This window comes from Fictibacillus sp. NRS-1165, from assembly GCF_050468105.1.
GTDB classification, from domain to species: domain Bacteria; phylum Bacillota; class Bacilli; order Bacillales; family Fictibacillaceae; genus Fictibacillus_C; species Fictibacillus_C terrinigri.
In genome coordinates, this window is record NZ_JBDPNU010000045.1 from 25,113 (window position 1) to 46,125 (window position 21,013).

Genomic DNA, 21,013 nt, shown 5'->3' on the forward strand with positions numbered 1-21,013 from the left:
TTTATTTTTAAAAGGAGAATCTTATCCCTTCTGACGAATACATGATAAGTCGAAATTAACGGTGGAGGTAGTTAGAGTATGAAATTGGATTGGGTAAGAACCAAAATCCGTTCGCTTTCTGGTGCTGAAAAAGTAGAGCACATTCCAAAGGGATTTTCGGGAGATGAAAAATACGCTGTAACGTTAAACGATGGCAGGGTTGTATTATTACGGCTGGCGGCGATGGAAAAGTATGAGAGGAAGAAATCAGAGTTCCAGCTTTTAAATCATCTCATGAAATATCCCGTTCAATCACCGGAGGCGGTCGAGATCGGGAGACTCGATCAGATGGGCCTTTGTTTTTATGTGCTCTCATACATTGATGGAGAGGATGCGAGTGAGGTATTGCCTCATCTTTCGGAAGAGGAGCAATACCAGATCGGCAAAAGTGCAGGGAAAGACTTGTGGAGCATGCACCAGTATCCTGTACCTGATGAGCTTGAGCCTTGGCATGAAAGAGTGATGAGCAAGTTTTATCGATATTTAGAGGCTTATGAGACGGGTGAGGTCAAAATAAATAACGATGGGAAAATCAAGGCGTTTATCGAGAGGAATAAACACCACTTAAAAAGCCGTCCGAATCGGTTTCAGCATGACGATTTTCATCCCAGCAACCTTGTTGTGAGAGATAAACGATATGCGGGTGTCATTGATTTTAACCGGTTTAACTGGGGAGATCCTTATCATGATTTCTGTAAGGTCGGGTTATTCAGTAAAGAGGTGAGTGTGCCTTTTTGCATCGGACAGATCAATGGCTATTTTAAGAATAAGCTTCCAGAGGACTTTTGGATGATATATGCCCTTTATATGGACATGAATGTGATGTCTGCCATCGTATGGTCGGTAAGGGAGACGCCGGATCAAGTGGATGAAATGCTGGAACGATTGAACGGAGTGCTGGAAGATCATCAAGATTTTGAAGTTCTTCAACCGAAGTGGTATACAAAACATGCCTCCCCAGTCAATCAGGTGTGAGCCGATGCTGATTAAACGTATTTCATGCAAGGTGATAGAAGGACAGATGGATTCTTTCTATGACTCCCAAAAACAATGGAAATCACTCAGCCGGGTGAACGGGTTTATCGGACAGGTGGGCGGCTGGAGTAAAAGACACCCCCTGACGGCTTCTATCTATGCATTTTGGGAAAGCCAAGGAGATTATGATTTTTTTATGGGTGAGATCCATGACCAAATCTTTGTTCAGTCACGGCAGGGAAATACATACTCATCCATCGAAGTGGATATGTTCCAGGAAGAGAAAAGGATTCTGGATTGGAGAATGATATTTTGGGAGTTTTAAGGAATGCTCAATTTATTCGTGCTGTGGTCCAGCAAGCAGCAGACCATGTCTGGAATGCAAGCTTGGAAAGGGTGAAAGGAATGCTGGGAATGACATTCGCCTCTTCTCAAAAAGAAAAGGACTGTTTTCTTGTATGGTCAGCCTGGCAGGCGGAGCTGGATGACACAATCAAGCAGCAAGAAGAAACCATTCGCGTGATAGAAGATTGGCGAGTGTGTTCGGGGGAAATGAGGAGGAAAATATGATTTTCACAACAGGGGTCAGTATTGCCATAGGAGTGGTGGTCATATCATCACTTGCCGCGTGGTACAATACCCAAAAGATTTCGAGAGATTTGGCTGATATAAAGGAAAAACTCGGAATATCTGATATTGAAGTGAACAAATCTTCTTTTTTCGATCGCGATTAAGTAAAGCAATAGAAGAGACCAGGAGGTACAGACTATGTTTCCAGGAACGCTTTATGAAACCCACGTCAAAACAAGAAATTTAGAAGCAGCTATGGAGTTCTATGAGAAATTGGGTTTAGATCTCGCTCATATCATTGAAGAGCGGCGTGCCGCGTTTTACTGGTTTGATAAAAAAAATAAGCGAGAACAGATGCTGGGTGTATGGGAGGTGCCGGAAGAAGAATTTCATAGAAGCCACTTTGCCTTCAAGGTATCCTATTACGACATGATCCATGCGAGGGATTGGCTTTTGGAGAGAGGGATAAGCCCAAGGGCGGCTTTTGGGCTTGAACCTACTGAGCCGATGGTTCAGACATGGACGCCAACTGCCAATCTCTACTTCTATGATCCAGACGGCAATTCTTTGGAATTTCTCTGTTTGCTTCCGGAAAAGAACATTAAAGTGGAGCAAGATGTCATGTATTTAAGTGAATGGGAAAAGCTTTAAGAAAATGGGGGGTAACAAGATGAATACAATGTTTAAGACAATAGATACGGTGTTTCTGGAAGGGAAGGATAATGAGTGGTCCATTCAAGGATCTGGCTTGGGTTATATTATTTTTACGTCTTAGAATTTATGAAAATGATGCGTTTTGTGAGTAATAGTGTCAAAACGGTGAGTAAAGTCTGAATTTCCGTTAGTAAAGGTGATAAAACAGTGAGTAACATCCACATTTCCGTGAGTAACTACATTAAATCGGTGAGTAAATCGTGGCCGCCAGACAGACCGCATGAATATACGCTGACAGTGTTTGCTCAACGTGATCTTTTGCCTTTAAAAAATGGCTTTTTTCTAAATGAACTGTATAAATGCCTGAAACACAATGTATTAGCCGTAGCCACTGTTTCAGGAACCTATTTTAATCAAAGAAAGAAGGAGAGTGTTCGGCCACTCCATTAACTTCTTTTTGATGGGAGGGCAAGACTGATACAGGAGCCAATGCCAATGCTTCAACGGATTCATCTTTATTTTTTATCGTATTCTGGTGAATAAGATGTGGCCTGAACGCAGCCGAAGATCTTAACCGGCTTACGAGGTCATGCTCTTTTTGATCACTGTACGGCGCATTATTAAACGCTTGTTTAATGACATCGATCCTCTGTGAAATGAACATCTTACATTTCCTCTGTTCGAATAGGCATAGATCTTTCTCTCCTCATATGGTCATTCCGTTTATTAATACATAGTAAGGGACGAGACGTTATTAAATAAGAAAAGTGAGTAAGCACTCACTTTTTATTGACAGGCCGCATAAACATGCTATTATAAAAATGAGTGAGTACTCACTTTTGCTGGAGGAGGCTGGTTATGGACTATAGTGTGGAAATTGAGAGCGTCAGTAAAAGCTTCGGGAAAAAGGCTGTTTTAAAAGAGATCAGCTTAAATATTGAAGAAGGAAAAATTTATGGATTTATTGGCCCATCGGGTTCTGGAAAGACCACTTTAGTAAAATTGATGGTCGGAATGGATGATCCTGATAACGGGACGGTTCATGTGTTTAAGGAAAAGGTTCCAAATCTCGGATTGCTGCAGCACATTGGCTATATGGCGCAGTCTGATGCTTTGTATCTGAGCTTAACGGGCAAGGAGAACTTGAAATTTTTCGCGTCCCTTTACAAGATGCCTAAGTCAGAGGCGGCAGAACGGATCGCTTATGCTGCTGATCTCGTACAGCTGACAGCTGATTTAAATAAACGTGTTTCTGCCTATTCCGGTGGTATGAAACGCAGATTATCTCTGGCCATTGCCTTAATCCAGAACCCTAGACTTCTGATATTGGATGAGCCGACCGTGGGGATTGATCCGGAATTGCGGTTAAATATTTGGAATGAATTATTGAGGCTGAAAAATGAGGAAGGAAAAACGATCATCGTAACGACGCATGTGATGGACGAAGCGGAACGGTGTGATTTGATTGCGATGATCAGGGAAGGCCGCATATTGGCTAACGGCACACCAGACGAGTTAAAAGAGCTGTATCAAGCTGACAACTTTGATGAAGTCTTTTTAAATGCGGGGAGGAAAAGTCATGAGAACAGCCGCTCTAATTAAACGGATCTTTCAGGAGATGTTCCGTGATAAACGAACGTTAGCCTTATTGTTTATTGCACCCTTGCTGATCTTATCCCTGATGTATCTTTTATTTAACTCAGACAAAGTCCAGCCGAATCTGGGAGTGACAGGTGCGGATCATCAGCTGGTTAAGGCACTGGAAAAAGCCGATATTCATACCGTTCACTATAAGAGAATAACGAACACGGAAAAGACGATAAAAGATGATGATCTTGATGCGGTTTTGCAGTATAAAGATTCTCAATGGAAATTAACCTTGCAAAATGATGATCCGAATGCTGCCAAAGCCCTGCAGATGAAGGTTCATCAAACCGTATCACAATTTCAATCCGCATTGATGAACAACGACAAAGCAGCCCGTCCTATGGAGGACATCAAGACAGGGTACATTTACGGAAATAGAAATACCGACTTTTTTGATGTTCTGAGTCCTACGCTCGTTGGTTTTTTTGTTTTCTTTTTCGTTTTCCTCATTTCGGGTATTGGCCTATTAAAGGAACGGACTTCCGGTACATTGGAACGATTAATGTCTACACCCATTCGCAGATGGGAAATTGTCACGGCCTATCTCGTTGGTTTTGGAACGTTTGCCGTCATACAAACCATAATCGTTGTACTGTATGCGATCAATATTTTGGATATGGTTCTGGCAGGGTCCATTTGGAATGTTATTATAATTAACTTATTATTGGCGCTGGTGGCTTTATCCCTGGGAATCCTTTTGTCATCTTTTGCCGCCACTGAATTTCAAATGGTTCAATTTATCCCAATCGCGGTTGTTCCGCAGATCTTCTTTTCAGGAATCATCCCCCTTGATGGATTGGCGGATTGGCTTCAAGCTGTGGCTAAAGTGATGCCTCTTTATTATGCGGCAGACGCTCTTAAAGGTATAATGTATAAAGGAATGGAATTAAGCGATATTAGCTGGGATCTTATTGCACTATTGATATTTGCTTCGTTCTTTACAATTCTGAATGTATTTGCATTGAAAAAGTACCGTAAATTATAAAGGTGAACGTTCGAAAGTAGGGATGAAATTGTTTAAAGGCAGTCTCTTGGAGGCGATGGTTGCCCATGCATCAGAAAACAAAAAGCAAACCGACAAACAGCAGAAGATTTTGGAATCGGCGATTAGAATCTTTGCAGAAAAAGGGTATACAAACACCTCGACAAGTGAGATTGCCAAAGCTGCCGGTGTAGCCGAGGGAACCATATTTCGTAAATATGGAACAAAGGATAACTTATTGCTCTCGGTTATCGTTCCTTTTCTAAAGGATTTATTTCCTGCCATTGCCGAGGGTGTGTTTAATGAGGTGATGACAAAAGATATTCTTAGTTTTGAAGACTTTTTAAGGGCTTTTCTAAAAAATCGAATTGATTTCTTTAATGAAAACAAAGAGATCTTTCAGATCGTTGTGAAAGAGATGCTCTATAATACAGAACTTCGGAATGAAATGCTTCCTTTCTTTTTGGAAAACGTCTCCCCTCGGATCGCCAAAATAATCAATGTATTCAAGGAGCGCGGTGAGCTGGCTGATTTTCCAACAAGAACGATTCAAAAAATGGTATTTACCTTTATCGGCGGGTATTTCGTATCAAACTTCGTATTGCTTCCTGAAAATGGTACTGACAGTGAGGATAAAGAAATTGAAAATATCATCCGTTTTGTAATGAATGGAGTGGGAACAGGAAAGAAGCCTCATTAACAGAGTGTATCAACGAAGAGAGAATATAGGAGAAGCAGGTTCCAACGGGAGCCTGCTTTTTTAGTTCGGATAATAGATGGTCATGCTCAAACGGGTCAGTGTTTCTCCCGAGTTATGATAGACATGAGGCCTGTCTGCTCTAAACCGGATGGAATCCCCGCTTTTCACAGTATATTCTGTGTTGTTCACCCGTACGGTTAATTCTCCGTCAAAGACCGTTATAAATTCCTCAGTGCCTTCACCATGAGCGTCGGAGCTCAAAAAACCGCCCTTGTCGATCTCGACGGAATACATTTCAAACCGGCGATCATCCTGGAAGGGGAAGTAAGGATATACCCTGTATTTTCCGTGGTCTTCCGTTAAGGCCTGGACTTCGCCTCGTAACACGACTTTCGTATCCGGCTGTGGTTCGTTGATCAGGGAAGTAAACGAGATTTTCAGTCCATTGGCGATTTTCCAGATGGTTGTAATGGTAGGGCTGGATTCTCCTCTTTCGATTTGTCCGATCATGGTTTTGCTTACTCCGGTGAGTTCCGCAACCTTTTCCAAGCTTAATTTTTTGCTTTCCCGAAAGGCTTTTAAATTTTTTGCTATAATCAGGTGGATTTCCTCCATAAATAACCTCCAGACCTATTTACAATATAACGACCGTTCTGTACAATATAGTGAAAATCGTTATAGTGATCATAATAGACATTATAACATACACCACGGAGGGGAAACACAATGTCCATCTTGTCATTTTTGTTGTATGTGTTCGTTACAAGCTTCACGCCAGGTCCCAATAATATTATGGCGATGCTGTTTGCCAACCAATACGGTTTAAAGCGGACGCTCAGATTCTGTTTCGGGGTAGGGGCAGGGTTCTTCATCATCATCATGCTGAGCAGCTGCTTTAATCTTTGGCTAAAGAATGTCATTCCAAAGATTGAGTTTGCGATGACGATCCTCGGTGCGGTTTATATGCTGTATCTTGCTTACAAAGTTTTAACAAGCACAAGGAAAACAAAAAGCAGCGAAACAGAAGACAGAAATAACAGCTTTACGGCTGGGATGCTGCTTCAATTCATTAATCCGAAAGGCCTTTTATACGGCTTGACGGTGATTTCCACGTTTGTAATTCCCTTTTATCATTCCAATATCAGTTTGTTGCTGTTTTCATTGTTTCTTGCTTTTATCGGTTTTCTTTCTACGTTCAGCTGGAGTCTGTTTGGTTCCATGTTTCAAGCCTTTCTATCCAAATACCGAAGAGCATTTAATGTAGTGATGGCCCTGTTGTTGGTATACAGTGCGGTTTCGGTGGTATTGGAATAAAAAATAAATGAATTGAAACGATCGTCATCTGCATTAATAGAAAAAAAGCAAGGCTGAAAAACTCAGCCTTGCTTTTTTCTGTATCAGGATTCGATTTATTTTTTCGCCTTGCTTACTTTTAGTTTCTTGCCTTTCACTGTGGTGTTTTCCATGGCTTGCATAACAAGTGACCCCTTTCCATTGAGAATATCCACATAAGACCAGTTTTCCTGGATGGTGATGATTCCGATATCATCTGCTGAAACTCCAGGGATTTTAGCAATCGTTCCAACAAAGTCGACTGCCCGGATCTTCTTATTTTTTCCGCCGCTGAAATGGAGCTTCGTAATATCCTGATTGATGCGGGCTGTTTTATTATTTCGTACCACACGGCGTCCGTTGAGCTTTTCTTCAAAAGCATGCTTCATTTTTACGACTTCCTGTTTTGTTGGTGCTTCCGCCTCATCGATCTCAAACCGGATGTATCTTTCGATGGCTCTAAGGTATTTTTCTTCAAAAGGCAATACAAATGTAATGGCTCGCCCTTTTTTGCCTGCACGGCCGGTTCTTCCTGTCCGGTGGACATAGCTCTCTTTTTCCATAGGAACATCATAGTTGATAACGAGGGTGACATTATCAATATCGATTCCTCTTGCTGCCACATCGGTGGCCACCAGATAACGGAAATTTCCTATCTTGAAGCCGTCCATCACTGCAAATCGATCTTCTTGCTCCAATCCTCCATGAAGTTTTTCACAAGAATACTGAGCGGAATGCAGTTCTGCAAATACGGTATCGACGTGCTCTTTCGTATTGCAGAAAATAATGCAGCTGTCTGGGTTTTCAACGACTGTCACGTCTTTCAGAAGAGAAAGCTTTGCGTCTTCCTGCGTTTTAATTATGGAATGCTCTATGGTATCTGTCGTAACTCCGTCGGAAGCGATCTCAATTTTTATGGGATCCTTCATGTATTGATGGCAGAGGTTTTCAACTGCGTCAGGCAATGTGGCAGAAAACACCATCGTCACTCTGTTGGAAGGAAGCTGTTTAATTATCCTTTTCACTTCATCAATAAAGCCCATGTTCAGCATTTCATCGGCTTCATCAATGATCAGATACTTGACTTGAACCAAGCTGAGGGTTTCTCGCTCGATGTGATCTATAACGCGTCCCGGTGTACCGACCACCACATGCGTTTTTTGTTTCAATTCCTCTTTTTGTTTCGCAAAAGGCTCCTTGCCATATAGAGCTACCGCTTTAATCCGTTTAAACCTTCCGATATTCGTAAGGTCTTCCCGCACTTGAACAGCGAGTTCACGTGTAGGGGTTAGGATTAAAGCCTGTGGCCCCTTTTCTTCCCATTCCAGCATTTCACATACCGGAATACCAAAGGCGGCCGTTTTTCCGCTGCCTGTTTGGGATTTCACGACAAGATCTTGCTTCCCCAGGGCTAAAGGTATCACTTCCGTCTGAACTTCGGTCGGTGTTTCGTATTTTAACACAGTCAGTGCTCGTTTTATTTCATCGCTTATACGATAATCATTAAACCTTTGATCCTTCATGTAGTAACCTCAATTTTTTTGTATTATCCAGAATCAGCATAACCTGAATAGAGTTCATTATACTCGAAATGATGGGAAATTCGGGTTTTATTTTCAACGATTGGTTTAAGGAAGCCTCCTTTTCAAGATGAAACCACCCCAGTGTCCGCAACGGTAATTTCGTCGCATTAGGATGGAAAGAAAAAACAGTTGAAGGAAACAAGGAGCTGTTTTATAATAACTCTTAGCGTTAACTAACTTGATATTTAAAATCCTCATCAATCCGATGAGGTAGAGGTCGCGGCTTTTATTAGTAAGACGTACGAGATGCAGAGAACATCAGAGACTCCGTGTGAAAAGAAAAGCTGCCGAAATTTGTGCTTAACTCTGGAAGTATGAATTGGGGCTGTATCCGAACAGGAACAGCACTGTCACACCCGCGAACAACCGGCGGGTGGGATGCGCTATCTTACGGAAGGCATGATGCGGATTAATAATAATCGTCGCCCAATGCTTGGCGGCTTTTTTATTTCCCGCTCCTTCCTAAAACGAAAAGGAGTATTTTTTATGCAAAAGACAGCAAAGAATTCACCAGCACGACCGCCGTCTCCAAACACGGCGAATGAATTGAAGAGGGGATTGAAGTCCCGCCATTTAACGATGATCTCTCTTGGGGGAACCATCGGAACCGGATTATTTCTTGCAAGTGGAGGCTCGATTCATACCGCAGGCCCTGGAGGGGTACTGCTCTCTTATGTAGCCATTGGCATCATGGTGTTCTTCTTAATGACAAGCCTTGCGGAAATGGCGTCATACATGCCGGTCGCTGGCTCATTCAGCACGTATGCATCGAAATTCGTGGATCCTTCTCTTGGATTTGCGCTCGGCTGGAACTACTGGTACAACTGGGCCATCACGATTGCGGCAGAGCTTGCGGCTGTAACGTTAATCATGAAATTTTGGTTTCCTGATACACCTTCTTTTATATGGAGCGCCCTGTTTTTAGGCATTATGTTCTTATTGAATTATTTATCCGTTAAAGGGTTTGGAGAAGCAGAGTATTGGTTCTCTTTAATAAAAGTAGTTGCTGTTATCATCTTCTTGATCTTGGGAACGCTGATGATCTTCGGCATTATGGGCGGAGACACGATCGGGTTTAAAAACTTTACGCTCGGGGATGCACCGTTCCACGGCGGATTCTTTACGACGCTCGGCGTATTTATGGCTGCCGGATTCTCGTTCCAGGGAACGGAACTGTTAGGGGTTGCAGCAGGAGAAACGGAAGATCCGAAAAAGAACATTCCAAAAGCGATCAAAAGCGTGTTCTGGCGCATCCTTATGTTCTATGTTCTGGCAATCCTGGTCATCTCCTTGATCATTCCTTATACAGACAGCCGATTGGCAAGCAGTGATATAACTGTAAGTCCATTCACACTTGTATTTGATAAAGCAGGAATTGCATTTGCGGCTTCTGTTATGAACGCGATTATTTTAACAGCAGTACTATCAGCCGGCAACTCCGGAATGTATGCATCCACCCGTATGCTTTGGGATATGGCACGAAAAGGAATGGCACCTAAATTTCTTGCGAAGCTTGATTCCCGCGGTGTACCGGTTCCAGCCTTGATCGTGACAGCGGCAGTCGGCGCGGTAGCCTTTCTGGCTTCATTGTTCGGCGACGGTGTCGTCTACACTTGGCTGTTGAATGCTTCCGGTATGTCAGGGTTTATCGCCTGGCTTGGAATCGCGATCAGCCATTACCGGTTCAGAAGAGCCTATGTGGCCCAAGGAAGGGACTTAAAAGAACTGCCTTATCTGGCAAAATGGTTCCCGATTGGTCCGCTCTTCGCTTTCGCTCTCTGTATTGTCGTTATTCTCGGACAGAACTATTCCGCATTTACAGGCGGAAGCATCGACTGGCAAGGAGTTCTCGTTTCCTACATTGGCATTCCGATCTTCCTGGCCGTTTGGTTAGGCTACAAATTCAAACACAAAACGAAAGTCGTTCCGCTCAAGGAATGCGATTTTGAATAAGAAGCAAGTGAAGCAGGAGCCCCTCGGTTTCCTGTTTTTTTATGGATTTATGTTGCCTGAATAATGGAAGGCGGTATGATAGAAGCAGATAGATGATAAAGCAGGGGGAGCCCATGAGAAAATGAAAAGGAATTGATGATGATGAAAATAGATCTGCAAGATCTATTCACTCTTGATTTTGCCTATCTTGAAACCTTTACGAAGCGCACAGAAACAGCCTGGGGCTCCATATTTTGCAATGAAAACCAGCCTGACTATTATGAGCAAATCACATACATATCAGTAAAAATAGTGAAGATCCAGGTTTAGTGATAGAGGAAGCGATCACTTTTTATGAATCAAGAAACCCTCATACCGCGATTCTATATTTATCAATTAGAAGCACAGGGAAATTTGCTGGCTGAATTAAAAAGGCGAAAGTTCCTTTATGAAGAAGTGAGTACTCCAGTTCAATTCTGGAATTATCAAATCACGGATCTCATCAACGACCCGAAGGTGACCATTGAAAAAGTAACGGAAGAAAATTATGAAGAAGCGTTGTATATCGAAGGAAGCATTAAAGAATTTGGCGGAATAGAAACCATTGAAAAAGTCTTTCGAGAACAATTCAATCATCCGGCATTCATTCATTATCTCCTTCGGTACGAAGGAACAGCCTGTTCCACAGCCTGTATGTTTAAAGAGGGCGATCAAGCTCGGATTGAGAGTGCAGCTACGGTTGAAGGATATCGGGGAAAGGGGCTAATAGGACAACTCATTCAGTTTATCCAAAAAGAAGCCAAAACAAGAGAGATCAAAAAGTTTTGGATTTTTCCGATTAATGAGTCAGTTGAAAAAGTATATGAAAAGTATGGTTTTCGGACCGTTCAAAGCATAACAATGGGACACGCGTTTTTACGTGGAAAAAGCATAAAAGAGATTCAGGGATAGGCAAAAAAGCACAACAGGAGGAATTCCATGGCAAGGAAGCTGGTTTATTTTGTTGTTTTTTCTTTCATCTTGTTCATCGTTCTGTTCAAAATATTATTAAGGGGCAAGCCGGCGGAGGAGAATTGGCTGGTCTATCTATCGCCAATGGGACTCATTCTATTAGCGTTATTTCTAATGATCTGTGTCATTTTAGGCTTCTTATTGTGGAAAAAAAGCAAGATTAGAAGTGGATTAAGGGATAATAGAAAGAGACCAAGCTTAATAAAGTTTAAGCAGGGTCTCTTTTAAGGAGGCTGTTTTACTATAAGTAAAACAACTTACGAAGCACATTTGGAAAATGGTAAACAGGGTTATGCATGTACTCTCGTGTTTTTAGAGGTCTTTTGCGTCCCGATTTAAATAGATTCTTGCTGCCGGCATAAAGAGAAATGTACCAGATCTTTACCATTTCATAGAACTCACGGTATTCACGGTTGGACAGTGAGAGGTCTTTCGGAAACCCAATGGAATAAAGCTGATCCATGAAGAGGGTTTCCGCAATTTTATCGGTTTGCTCAGACACCTTGCCGCGCTTTACCTCAAACCCTTTTTGCTGCAGCTGATTCTCAAATCCATTCAGCGTATTTCCCCTGCAGAGCAGCACGGTTTCGTTCTTTGGAACATTTAATTGGGTTAGAAGAGACATAATATAGTCTTCTTTCGGTATTTTTACTGATGTTTCGGAGGGGAGCGGGACATAGACGGCCGCATGATCCCCGGTTTCCATTCTTCTCGCTGCAAACACTTCTCCTAATATAGGGCATCCATTTCCTGCGTCATCTATCTCAATCATGTAAAAGGCTCCCCTGCTGTAATTTACAATGGCCAGTAACCAATGTTCGTGGTGACCTCTATTATACAATAACCATTTATTGGGTTGAAAGCATTATACTTTGATTGTTTATTTTATCAATAAGCTGGCCGGAAGTGAATATTGCAGCGAATTCATCGTGCAGGGTGGCTAATGAAACTTGATGGACGGTTTCCGGATCATAAGAAATACCCATATGATCCTTCAGTTCAAAAGCGGCCGTAGCGTCAGAAATAAGCATGGTCTGAAACCCCAGGTTGCTTCTCATCCGGGTAGTAGTTGATATACAATGGGGTGTTGTCAACCCGGTGATCACAACTGAAGTAATTTCTTTTGATCTAAGATAATCTTCCAGATCAGTCCCTATAAATGCACTATTCACCTTTTTAGTGATGACAGGATCGTTATCAACAGGCTGTACAATCTCTTTTATTGCAAACCTGCATTCTTTGGATGGAAAACGGAAGAAGGATGATCAGACATATGCTGGATATGTATGACTGGCCATGACTTGTTTCTCCACAGATTCAGGATTTTTCTAATGTTCTCTTCTGCCTCCAAGTTATTTCGTTTTCCCCATTTTGGATGTTCAAAAGCTTTTTGTACATCCACTATAACTAAGGCATGATGTTTATTCATTGGATTTCCCCCCGGTTAACGCACAGCTTTTTGCGATGCTCTTCTTAGGTCTTCTCACTAATTCACCCTTGCAATTTTGACAGATCATATCCATTTCTTCTGAACAGGCTTCGCAAAACGTACATTCATGCGTACAAATGTAAGCTGTTGAATACCCATTAAGCGCTTTAGAGCATTTCTCGCATTCATTCTTCATTTCTAATGCCATATTATGTTCCTCCCCTTTTTGCTTGGTTAAAGATAATTCATTATAAGAAATATGTTGAATTCTATACATGGGTTTATTAAGCTTAAATGGGAGATTTTCTTTAAATATTATGAAATTTATAGGTAATATCTTTAATTTTTAAGGAGGTTCAGAGTTGGATAAAATTGATGAGAAAATATTAGTCTGTCTTCAGGAGAACGGGCGAATATCCATTACAGAGTTAGGAAAAAAGGTAGGGCTCTCAAATCCGGCTGTAAATGAGCGAGTTAAAAAGTTAGAGGATAAAAATATCATTTTAGGCTATAGGGCGATTGTTAATCCAGAGGCTATCAATAAGGCTATAACTGCGTATATCCTCTATAACACAACAAGGTGTAAACCCTTTGTGTCTTTTTGTAAAGATCATCCTGACGTCATTGAAGTAATCGGCTCGCAGGACAATATGATTATTTAATCAAGGTCGTAACGGATTCAGTAAAAACATTGGAGGTCTTTATCGACAGCTCCATGGAATTTGGAAAACCATCTTCATTGATCAATCTTTCATCTCCTGTGATGAATAAAGCAATAAAGTAAAAAAGAAAGACCCATCCACTTGGAGGAGTCTTTCTTTAAAAGGTGTGTTTAAACCTCTAGTACTAATTGATCTCTGCATTTGCACTGCGGTTAAATCCAAGATAGCGAGTCCCCTGAAAGCTGAGTTCACCTGTATCTCCTTCTGCGGGCATACAATATTCCTGGCCTTTTACTCTGAGCTCTATTCTTTCACCGTCCTCGAGCTGGAATACAGGTGAATTATTGTTATGATTCCATTGGGCAGCACCTTTCACAATGCCAATTACAATGGTTGAAATAACGATGATAGCGATTATCCCAATGAGAATAGGAACAAACTGAAACATGAAATCACCTGTTGGATCGTCGAGCATCTTGCATCCCCCCGATTATCAATTTCCTAATTTTCACATATTATTACGCCGTATGGGAAATATCTTTAAATTTTTGGTGTTATTTGAAACTTTTTGTTATCCTTTTCGTATATGTAAGAGTTGAGATTTAGACTACCAAATGGAAGAAGGAATAGAGAATGTTAAAGAAGATGATTGCGGCTACCTTGGTTATGACGTTTGTGCTGATGCCGGTAAAGGATATTGTATTCCATGACCAGACACAAACTGTGAGCGCGAAAGGCTATCGTTCGGGGGTAAAATCATTTAACTCCGGTGGTAAAAGCGGAGGCTCCTCATTTTTCCAAAACAAGGGCCAGCAGCAAAACAAGCAAAAAAGTTTCTTCAGCAAAAATAACAGTTATTCTGCAAAAGCGAAAAAAGGCGGCTTCATGAAAGGCCTTATTTACGGGGGAATCGCTGGTATGCTTTTCGGCGGACTATTAGGAAACATGGGAGCATTCGGTTCATTCCTTGGTCTGATGATTAACATCATCGCTGTTCTAGTGATCATTTCCCTCATTACAAGAATCTTTGCGAACTTAAGAAACAGCCGCAGGAGACAGGATGACCGATGGAACAAATAATGCTTTACGAGCAAGACATCGTTAATGCGCTTTGCCTGTTCCATGCTCATAAAAAAGAAGTAGAGGCTGAAGATGTTCAAGTTGAACTGCTGTATGATGATGACTATGGATTTTCCGCGGAAGTGCATGTTGGCGGCAGAAAACAAGTTTTAATTGAAGCGAACCTGATTGAAGCGATCCGCTTCTATTTGGATAACAAGATGAATATTAATTCTTTTTCAGCAGGCCTCGAATTGGCCCTTGATGAAGAGGAAGGCATTGTGGCTTACGTTAAAATTAGATAAAACAAGGAAACACCAATCTTTTAGGGATTGGTGTTTTTTGCGTTTTGCAGGAAAGAGTCCGGCATGACGACCGCTATGACTTCTCCTTTGACACAAAGGGTATCGCCTGCAAATACTTCCGTATGTACTTTCCACTTCTTCGGATGAACCTCTTCCAACGTTCCGGCGGCTTTCAATTCATTGCCATGCGGGGTGGGCTTCATAAAGTCCACCTTCAGCGAGGCGGTCACAAATCTCGGAGGTTCTGCGCCGTCACCTGGTTCATGCCCGTTATTTCGATGCAAGGCAAGGGCTGCAGATCCTGTGCCATGGCAATCCATCAGAGAGGCGATTACTCCACCGTACACAAATCCTGGTACAGCCGTATGTTCAGGCTGAGGCATATAGACCGTTTCCGTTTGATCCCCATTCCATTTCGTCTTGAAATGGTGGCCATCCTTATTCAGCCTTCCACATCCATAACACCATGAATAATCGTCTGCATACACGTCCTGAACCGCTTTCTGCTGCTCCATTCCACTCACTCCGTTTCTGTATATGTTCATCTATACCTTTCAACAGGGGGGGGGAATATTCCTTCGAACATCTAGTTGTATAAATTAATCATAATCCACCATCTTAACTACAGCTTTAGCCATCTCATACACCTTTTGCTTTAAGTTTTCTGGACGGATGACCCTGACCTGGTTGCTGAAACCCAGGATGAACTCTGCAGCTTCCTGTTCTGTATCAAAGCAGATAGTGGCAGGAACCCATCGATCATTTAAAGGTGCGTCCAATTTTATATTCTGCATAAAGCGTCCTGTGAATTTGATACGGGGAACAATGGACGGAGACAGCTCAACTTCTGTTTCGCAGGTAGGCAGAGCTTTCATAAAACTTTTTGTCGAGCTTTCCCAATACTGCGCCAAATTAAAATCCGCGGGTCGTGTAAAAGCATCCTCTGTTTTAACAGCTGATGTAATCCTCGATATTCTATAATTTCGAATGTCTTCATTCACAGAGGCGATTAAATACCATGTACTGCCTTTCGCTACTAACCCTAAAGGATTTACGACACGTTCTTTCGTTTCGCCGTCTGCCCGTTCATAGAGGATTTGCAATTTCCTCTCTTCCCAAATGGCTTCCTGCAATGTTCTGAAGGCGGTAGTTTTTTCAGGAGACTGCCTCCATGAGCTTGTGTCTACATGGATTCGATCCCACACATCGAGGGCCTCTTGATGAAAGGAGGCGGGGATGGAAGCCAGGAGCTTTTCGCGAGCATCGTTCCAGTCTTGAGTAATTCCCAAGTCAGAAAGCAGCTGGACGGAAGGGGAGATAAACAATGATTTCAGTTCATTGGCCTTCAAGCCGGTCAAATTGGTCTTGTATTTTTCAAGCAGCCGCCATCCGCCTGATTTTCCGCGGTCAGCCACTACGGGAATTCCCGAGGCGCTTAAGGATTCCATATCCCGATGAACGGTGCGCGGTGTAACTTCTAATTGCTCCGCCAATTCCTTGGTTGTCAGTTTTCCTTTGTTCTGCAATAACAAGAGGATGGCAATGAGCCGATCTGCGCGCATAGAGAACCTCCCAGTACTCATAATATATGACAAAGAGTGTCATTATTTAATAGTATACGCTAAATAGGAATCTATTCGAACGGTGAACTGTATAATTTTTAAATATTCATTGACAGGAATATTCGCTTTGAGGTATGTTTAAAATGAAAGGAGAAACGATCAATGAGCGCGAACATCATTGCTACATTATCTGCACTTGCCGAGCCTAAGCGCTTACAGATTATTGAGCTTTTGCGTGAGGGCCCTCTCACTGTAGGGGAGGTAGCTGAACGGCTTGGTCTTCTCCAGCCACAAACCTCTAAACACCTCCGAGTTTTACATCAAGCTGGCCTTGTTGAGGTTCACGCAATGGCAAACCGCCGAATCTACAAGCTGTGTCAGCTGCCATTCAGAGAACTGGATGAATGGCTAGGTTCCTTCCAACAGGTTTGGGAGGAAAGGTTTGATCGTTTGGATGAGTTTTTGCTTGAAATGCAAGGAAAAGACGGTTACCAAACTTAGGAGGAATGAAAATGTCAGTAAACTACGGAACGAATTCATTAAAAGCAGCTGTCGAAGGTAAGGTTCTTGTGATTGAGAGAGTGTTTAACGCCCCGAGAGATCTTGTGTTCAAGGCTTTCTCTCAGCCGGAACACCTGTCAAAATGGTGGGGGCCAAAAGGCTGGGAAACGGAAATTCGCCGGTTTGACTTTCGGCCGAACGGCGTATGGCTATACTGCATGAAATGTATGGATAAGAACCAGGGTGATTTTTACGGCCAGGAATCTTGCGGGAAAGCGGTCTACCAGGAGATTATCGAGCCTGAGAAGATCGTGTACAAAGATTACTTTGCCGATGCGGAAGGAAATGAGATGGAAGGCATGCCGGAAATGCTGATAACCATCGAATTTATGGAATATGAAGGTGCAACGAAAGTCATCAACCGTTCCGAATTTGCGACGGAGGAAGCTCTTCAGCAAGTCAAGGAAATGGGAGTCGTCGAAGGATTCTCTTCTCAAATGGAACGTTTGGATCAGCTTTTGGAGAACCTATAATCAGCCAGTGATAAAAATCAAGAAAGCATCTTTTGTTAGGTGCTTTCTTTTTTGTGTAATAAAATGAAAGGAAGATACATAGACAGGAGCACTCTAAATGAGAGAACAGGAATTTGACGCATTGCTTAACATAGAAACGGTTGGGGATCAAAAATGGTTTTATCCGGCTTCCCATTACCACCGTTATGAACCGACACCGTATGCAGCTTTGGAGGAATTGGCCGCACATTATGAATTGAAGAGCACCGACCGGCTTGTTGACTTTGGATGCGGCAAGGGGAGGGTCAGCTTTTACATGAATCATTTTCAGCAAGCGAGCGTCATCGGAGTCGAGATGAATGAAGAATTTTATCAGGAAGCGCTGAAGAATATGAAACAGTACGTGGAAAAGCATCACAAAAGAAGGGATGATATCTATTTTCACCTGGGGCTGGCTCAGGAATATCCCGTACATCCCGAAGACAATCGTTTCTATTTCTTTAATCCGTTTTCGATGCCGATTTTTATGAAAGTGATTTCTAATATCCTTTTGTCAGTGGAGGACTCGCCTCGAGAAGTGGAGCTGATCCTTTACTATGCAACAGAGGAGTACACTTACTTTTTGGATGATCAGACCGCTTTTGAATTGAAAGAGGAAGTTCGTTTGAACAATCTGTATGAAAAAAATCCTTACGAGAAGTTTTTAATCTATAAGTTGAACATATAAACAGGGCTTGCCGGCAAAGGCACGCCCCTTTTTTTATTTTGCAATAGGTTCCATTGTTTTTTCGGCTTTTACCTCGGTGATGCTCTCGTATTCACCCGGACGCAGGACACTTTGGTCGCCTTTCATCAAGTAGGTGTAGGCGAACATGGAGATGAATAAGCCAAAGGTCCAGGCGTTATCCCATAAAAAGCGGAGGCCGGGTACGATGAGGCCAAGAACAGGGATGGCCACTCCGATAATCAGGGCATAGACACCGTTTTTATTGTAGCCGGACGAGTAGTTGTACCGGCCGTTCAGTTCATACAGCTCCTTCAGAGCCATTTGTCTGCGGCGCACGAGCCAGTAGTCGGCGATCGCGATGCCGTCGATCGGGCCGAGCAGCGCACCATATGTTCCGAGCCAGCCGAAAATGTAATTGCCGAAATTGGACATGATGTACCACGGCTGCATGAGGATGGCGAATAATCCGGTGATGAGTGCTCCGAGTCCGAATGTGATCCGTTTTGGATAAAGGTTTTCTACCGCACGGGCAGGAGCTACGATATTCGCTCCGACATTGATGGTAAGGGATGCCATGGCGATAATAATGGTTCCTAGGAAGATAATGAATGGCGGGAATTTCGCAAGCAGCTGAACAGGATCCCAAATTGCTGAACCAAAAATAACAACGGTAGCAGAGGTAACGGCGATACCTATGAAAGAGAAAATGCTCATGGTGAGAGGAAGTGAGAAGCTTTGTGCAATCATTTGCGATTTCTGGTTCTTGGCGTAGCGGCAGAAGTCTGGAATATTGAGAGCGAGTGTGGCCCAGAAAGCAATGACCCCTGTCAGTGCGGGAAAGAATACTTTTAAGAACTCGCCGTTTGTTGAGAATTTGGATGGTGTAGATAAAATCGGCCCCCAGCCGCCAGCATGAGTGAACGCCCAGATCATCAGGATGATCGAGGAGACTCCGACTACTGGAGCGGCTATTAAGCTTAAGATTCGGATGGCTTCTGGCCCTTTGTAAGCTACCCCGACGTTTAGCGCCCAGAATAAAGCAAAAATGATGGCGGTATGGCCGGTCAGGTTTTTCCACGCCGGGAAGGATGCAGATAACAGGACATCAATGGCAGTCGTACCGATCCAGGTATTGATTCCGAACCAACCGGCAGCGACAACCGCACGGGCGAGCGAAGGGATGTGTGCCCCTTTTGATCCGAACCAAAGCCGGGCAAAAACGGGATACGGAATGCCGAATTTTGTACCGGCATGAGAGTTTAACAGAATCGGGATCAGAACGATCACATTTCCGAGAAAGATGGTTCCGATGGCTTGCCACCAGTTCATGCCAAGGGAAATCATTCCGCTGGCCATGGTGTAGGCAGGAATACACAAACACATTCCGATCCATAGGGTAGCAAAGTTCAGACCGGTCCAGGAATGCTCCTTTTCTGTTGTAGGCCGCAGATCATCGTTCCACAATTCACTGTCACTTAAACTATTAGCTACATCTTCGGGCAGGGTTACGATACCGTTTTGTTCAATTTGCGTTTTCATCAAAGAATACCTCCCTTTTCTGGCAACTCAAATCAACAGGTTGTAAAAAGCCGCGATGTATTCATCGGCCCTCCTCTCTCCTCGTTATTTTGAAACTCAAACTTTTTAAAAGTTCGCCATCGGCAGAACAAAAACCTTCTTCCCCAAAATTAAAGGATCAGGCCTTCCAAAAGAGAATCGTAACAAGGAAGTTTCATAAAGAGAGAGGGAAAGACAAGTTGAGCGATACATTTACAAAAGCATTCGAACAGGCGGACTATCACGTCAGCGGCCACAGTCCAAGAAGCGTGCAGGTATTAAAAGAAGCCCTGGAAGGCTACGACTCTGGCCTGGAAAGTGATATGTACGGCAGCGGGAAGGTCATTGAAGAGTTTCAGGAAAAGATGGCTAAGGTGCTGGGAAAAGAATCAGCGGTGTTTTTTCCTAGCGGTACGATGGCCCAGCAGATTGCCCTCAGAATCTGGTGCGATGAAAAAGGCATCAAGAGGGTCGCGTATCATCCGCTCAGCCATTTGGAAATTCATGAGGAAGATGGTCTGAAGGAGCTGCATCACATTGAGCCGGTTCTGCTGGCCGATGAGAATCGTGTCATCACACTGGAAGATGTCGTGAACATGAAAGAAGATATTGCTTGTTTATTGCTGGAACTGCCGCAGCGGGAAATCGGCGGACAGCTGCCGGACTATAAAACGCTTCAAGAAATTTCTGCTTTCTGCCGTGAAAAAGGGATATGGGGCAAGGCTTTTTGAGATTCTTCCTTTTTACCAAAAATCGGCGGAAGAAGTGTGCGCACTCTTTGATAGTGTCTATATTTCTATGTACAAGGGGATCGGTGGAATTGCGGGAGCGGTTCTGGCCGGCGGCCATAAGTTCACAGAACAGTCGAAGATATGGAAAAGGCGTCATGGCGGAGATCTTATCAGCCTTTATCCCTACATCCTGAGTGCCGACTATTATTTCAACCAGCGTCAGGAGAAAATGGAACAGTATTATAAAGAGGCAAAGGAGCTTGCTGGTTTTTATAATGAATGTCATCGGGTTTACTTAAGGCCTGCCGAGCCTGTCTCCAACATGTTTCATGTTCATTTTCAAACGCCGAAAGGAACGATGGAGTCGCTGCTGGCCGAGTTATATGAAGAGTCAGGTATTGGACTGAGCGGACATATAAGAGACGTTAACGGTCAAACGAGCTGTTTTGAGGTAAGCATTGGTGATCGATACGTCGAAGTGCCAAAAGAGAAGCTGAAGGGTGCCTTTGAAAAACTGGATAAAAAAATGAGGGAACTGTAAAA

25 protein-coding genes, 4 pseudogenes and 1 riboswitch are annotated in these 21,013 nt (G+C 43.1%); of the genes and pseudogenes, 19 read left to right on the forward strand and 10 right to left on the reverse strand.

Translation table 11 applies throughout. The features are described 5' to 3' along the window. The first annotated feature begins 78 nt into the window (after positions 1-78). The 5 genes from ABHN01_RS19255 to ABHN01_RS19275 are packed head-to-tail and all read left to right on the forward strand — an operon-like array spanning position 79 to position 2,235. Entirely contained in the window at positions 79-1,014 is a 936-nt protein-coding gene (locus ABHN01_RS19255; protein WP_429876857.1) for an aminoglycoside phosphotransferase family protein, read from the forward strand. A gap of 4 nt (positions 1,015-1,018) precedes the next feature. Beyond that, the gene (locus ABHN01_RS19260; protein ID WP_429876858.1) at positions 1,019-1,339 is read left to right on the forward strand and encodes a DUF4937 domain-containing protein; all 321 of its coding nucleotides are present in this window, start codon (positions 1,019-1,021) and stop codon (positions 1,337-1,339) included. Next, positions 1,327-1,584: a hypothetical protein gene (locus ABHN01_RS19265; protein WP_429876859.1), complete on the forward strand. Its 258-nt coding sequence runs from the start codon at positions 1,327-1,329 to the stop codon at positions 1,582-1,584. Before ABHN01_RS19260 ends, ABHN01_RS19265 begins: the two co-directional genes overlap by 13 nt. Further along, complete coding sequence (locus ABHN01_RS19270) at positions 1,581-1,748, forward strand: hypothetical protein (protein ID WP_429876860.1); 168 nt, start codon at positions 1,581-1,583, stop codon at positions 1,746-1,748. Before ABHN01_RS19265 ends, ABHN01_RS19270 begins: the two co-directional genes overlap by 4 nt. Positions 1,749-1,782: 34 nt before the next feature. After that, positions 1,783-2,235 carry a VOC family protein gene (locus ABHN01_RS19275; RefSeq protein ID WP_429876861.1) on the forward strand — a complete coding sequence of 151 codons (453 nt, stop codon included), beginning with the start codon at positions 1,783-1,785 and terminating at the stop codon, positions 2,233-2,235. 412 nt (positions 2,236-2,647) lie between these two features. On the opposite strand, the gene ABHN01_RS19280 is transcribed toward ABHN01_RS19275, so the two are convergent. Further along, positions 2,648-2,902 carry a hypothetical protein gene (locus ABHN01_RS19280; RefSeq protein ID WP_429876862.1) on the reverse strand — a complete coding sequence of 85 codons (255 nt, stop codon included), beginning with the start codon at positions 2,900-2,902 and terminating at the stop codon, positions 2,648-2,650. 194 nt (positions 2,903-3,096) lie between these two features. Here ABHN01_RS19280 and ABHN01_RS19285 point away from each other — a divergent pair, with 194 nt between their 5' ends. From ABHN01_RS19285 to ABHN01_RS19295, 3 genes are read left to right on the forward strand one after another with little or no spacing between them, the layout of a single operon-like run. After that, positions 3,097-3,840: an ABC transporter ATP-binding protein gene (locus ABHN01_RS19285; protein WP_429876863.1), complete on the forward strand. Its 744-nt coding sequence runs from the start codon at positions 3,097-3,099 to the stop codon at positions 3,838-3,840. Then, a complete protein-coding gene (locus tag ABHN01_RS19290) occupies positions 3,818-4,870 on the forward strand; it encodes an ABC transporter permease (RefSeq protein ID WP_429876864.1) in 1,053 nt (350 codons plus the stop codon). The genes ABHN01_RS19285 and ABHN01_RS19290 overlap by 23 nt, the downstream gene beginning before the upstream one ends. Positions 4,871-4,898: 28 nt before the next feature. Beyond that, positions 4,899-5,567 (forward strand): TetR/AcrR family transcriptional regulator, encoded by a 669-nt coding sequence (locus ABHN01_RS19295; RefSeq protein ID WP_429876865.1) that lies wholly within the window; start codon positions 4,899-4,901, stop codon positions 5,565-5,567. A 60-nt stretch (positions 5,568-5,627) separates the two neighbouring features. Here ABHN01_RS19295 and ABHN01_RS19300 read toward each other — a convergent pair whose 3' ends face one another. Beyond that, entirely contained in the window at positions 5,628-6,182 is a 555-nt protein-coding gene (locus ABHN01_RS19300) for a helix-turn-helix domain-containing protein (RefSeq protein WP_429876866.1), read from the reverse strand. A gap of 111 nt (positions 6,183-6,293) precedes the next feature. Between ABHN01_RS19300 and ABHN01_RS19305 the strand changes: the two genes are divergently transcribed. Next, a complete protein-coding gene (locus tag ABHN01_RS19305) occupies positions 6,294-6,881 on the forward strand; it encodes a LysE family transporter (RefSeq protein WP_429876867.1) in 588 nt (195 codons plus the stop codon). A gap of 95 nt (positions 6,882-6,976) precedes the next feature. Here ABHN01_RS19305 and ABHN01_RS19310 read toward each other — a convergent pair whose 3' ends face one another. Next, entirely contained in the window at positions 6,977-8,422 is a 1,446-nt protein-coding gene (locus ABHN01_RS19310; protein ID WP_429876868.1) for a DEAD/DEAH box helicase, read from the reverse strand. 263 nt (positions 8,423-8,685) lie between these two features. Further along, positions 8,686-8,876, forward strand: a riboswitch (Lysine riboswitch). Between the two features lie 92 nt (positions 8,877-8,968). Between ABHN01_RS19310 and ABHN01_RS19315 the strand changes: the two genes are divergently transcribed. The 3 genes and pseudogenes from ABHN01_RS19315 to ABHN01_RS19325 all read left to right on the forward strand — a co-directional run bounded on the left by ABHN01_RS19315 (position 8,969) and on the right by ABHN01_RS19325 (position 11,653). Next, positions 8,969-10,435, forward strand: a complete 1,467-nt coding sequence (locus ABHN01_RS19315) for an amino acid permease (protein ID WP_429876869.1) — start codon at positions 8,969-8,971, stop codon at positions 10,433-10,435. 141 nt (positions 10,436-10,576) lie between these two features. Then, positions 10,577-11,365, forward strand: a pseudogene (locus ABHN01_RS19320) (GNAT family N-acetyltransferase). A gap of 27 nt (positions 11,366-11,392) precedes the next feature. Next, the gene (locus ABHN01_RS19325) at positions 11,393-11,653 is read left to right on the forward strand and encodes a hypothetical protein (protein WP_429876870.1); all 261 of its coding nucleotides are present in this window, start codon (positions 11,393-11,395) and stop codon (positions 11,651-11,653) included. A 13-nt stretch (positions 11,654-11,666) separates the two neighbouring features. On the opposite strand, the gene ABHN01_RS19330 is transcribed toward ABHN01_RS19325, so the two are convergent. The 3 genes and pseudogenes from ABHN01_RS19330 to ABHN01_RS19340 form a co-directional block, all read right to left on the reverse strand. Then, positions 11,667-12,197, reverse strand: coding sequence for a hypothetical protein (locus tag ABHN01_RS19330; RefSeq protein WP_290401137.1), 531 nt, complete (start codon positions 12,195-12,197; stop codon positions 11,667-11,669). 76 nt (positions 12,198-12,273) lie between these two features. Beyond that, positions 12,274-12,854: pseudogene (locus ABHN01_RS19335) on the reverse strand (cysteine hydrolase family protein). Further along, a complete protein-coding gene (locus ABHN01_RS19340; RefSeq protein WP_429876871.1) occupies positions 12,847-13,062 on the reverse strand; it encodes a DUF1272 domain-containing protein in 216 nt (71 codons plus the stop codon). Before ABHN01_RS19340 ends, ABHN01_RS19335 begins: the two are co-directional and overlap by 8 nt. Before the next feature lie 154 nt (positions 13,063-13,216). On the opposite strand from ABHN01_RS19340, the pseudogene ABHN01_RS19345 reads away from it, so the two are divergent. After that, a pseudogene (locus ABHN01_RS19345) lies at positions 13,217-13,638 on the forward strand (Lrp/AsnC family transcriptional regulator). 62 nt (positions 13,639-13,700) lie between these two features. Here ABHN01_RS19345 and ABHN01_RS19350 read toward each other — a convergent pair. After that, positions 13,701-13,991, reverse strand: coding sequence for a DUF2500 domain-containing protein (locus tag ABHN01_RS19350; RefSeq protein ID WP_429876872.1), 291 nt, complete (start codon positions 13,989-13,991; stop codon positions 13,701-13,703). A 158-nt stretch (positions 13,992-14,149) separates the two neighbouring features. Here ABHN01_RS19350 and ABHN01_RS19355 point away from each other — a divergent pair, with 158 nt between their 5' ends. Next, entirely contained in the window at positions 14,150-14,596 is a 447-nt protein-coding gene (locus ABHN01_RS19355; RefSeq protein WP_290401142.1) for a hypothetical protein, read from the forward strand. Beyond that, positions 14,584-14,880: a YxcD family protein gene (locus ABHN01_RS19360; protein WP_429876873.1), complete on the forward strand. Its 297-nt coding sequence runs from the start codon at positions 14,584-14,586 to the stop codon at positions 14,878-14,880. The genes ABHN01_RS19355 and ABHN01_RS19360 overlap by 13 nt, the downstream gene beginning before the upstream one ends. 20 nt (positions 14,881-14,900) lie before the next feature. Here ABHN01_RS19360 and ABHN01_RS19365 read toward each other — a convergent pair whose 3' ends face one another. Beyond that, entirely contained in the window at positions 14,901-15,395 is a 495-nt protein-coding gene (locus ABHN01_RS19365; RefSeq protein ID WP_429876874.1) for a PaaI family thioesterase, read from the reverse strand. Between the two features lie 84 nt (positions 15,396-15,479). Further along, on the reverse strand, positions 15,480-16,442 hold the full coding sequence (locus ABHN01_RS19370; RefSeq protein WP_429876875.1) for a helix-turn-helix transcriptional regulator: 963 nt from the start codon (positions 16,440-16,442) through the stop codon (positions 15,480-15,482). 162 nt (positions 16,443-16,604) lie between these two features. On the opposite strand from ABHN01_RS19370, the gene ABHN01_RS19375 reads away from it, so the two are divergent. The 3 genes from ABHN01_RS19375 to ABHN01_RS19385 all read left to right on the forward strand — a co-directional run bounded on the left by ABHN01_RS19375 (position 16,605) and on the right by ABHN01_RS19385 (position 18,182). Continuing rightward, positions 16,605-16,943 (forward strand): ArsR/SmtB family transcription factor, encoded by a 339-nt coding sequence (locus tag ABHN01_RS19375; RefSeq protein ID WP_429876876.1) that lies wholly within the window; start codon positions 16,605-16,607, stop codon positions 16,941-16,943. Positions 16,944-16,954: 11 nt separating this feature from the next. Further along, a complete protein-coding gene (locus ABHN01_RS19380; protein WP_429876877.1) occupies positions 16,955-17,476 on the forward strand; it encodes an SRPBCC domain-containing protein in 522 nt (173 codons plus the stop codon). A gap of 97 nt (positions 17,477-17,573) precedes the next feature. Continuing rightward, complete coding sequence (locus ABHN01_RS19385; RefSeq protein WP_429876878.1) at positions 17,574-18,182, forward strand: class I SAM-dependent methyltransferase; 609 nt, start codon at positions 17,574-17,576, stop codon at positions 18,180-18,182. 33 nt (positions 18,183-18,215) lie between these two features. Here the strand turns inward: ABHN01_RS19385 and ABHN01_RS19390 are convergent, their stop codons facing one another. Continuing rightward, positions 18,216-19,721 (reverse strand): NCS1 family nucleobase:cation symporter-1, encoded by a 1,506-nt coding sequence (locus ABHN01_RS19390; RefSeq protein WP_429876879.1) that lies wholly within the window; start codon positions 19,719-19,721, stop codon positions 18,216-18,218. Between the two features lie 218 nt (positions 19,722-19,939). Here ABHN01_RS19390 and ABHN01_RS19395 point away from each other — a divergent pair. Continuing rightward, positions 19,940-21,011 (forward strand): annotated as a pseudogene (locus ABHN01_RS19395) (threonine aldolase family protein). Positions 21,012-21,013: the final 2 nt, after the last annotated feature.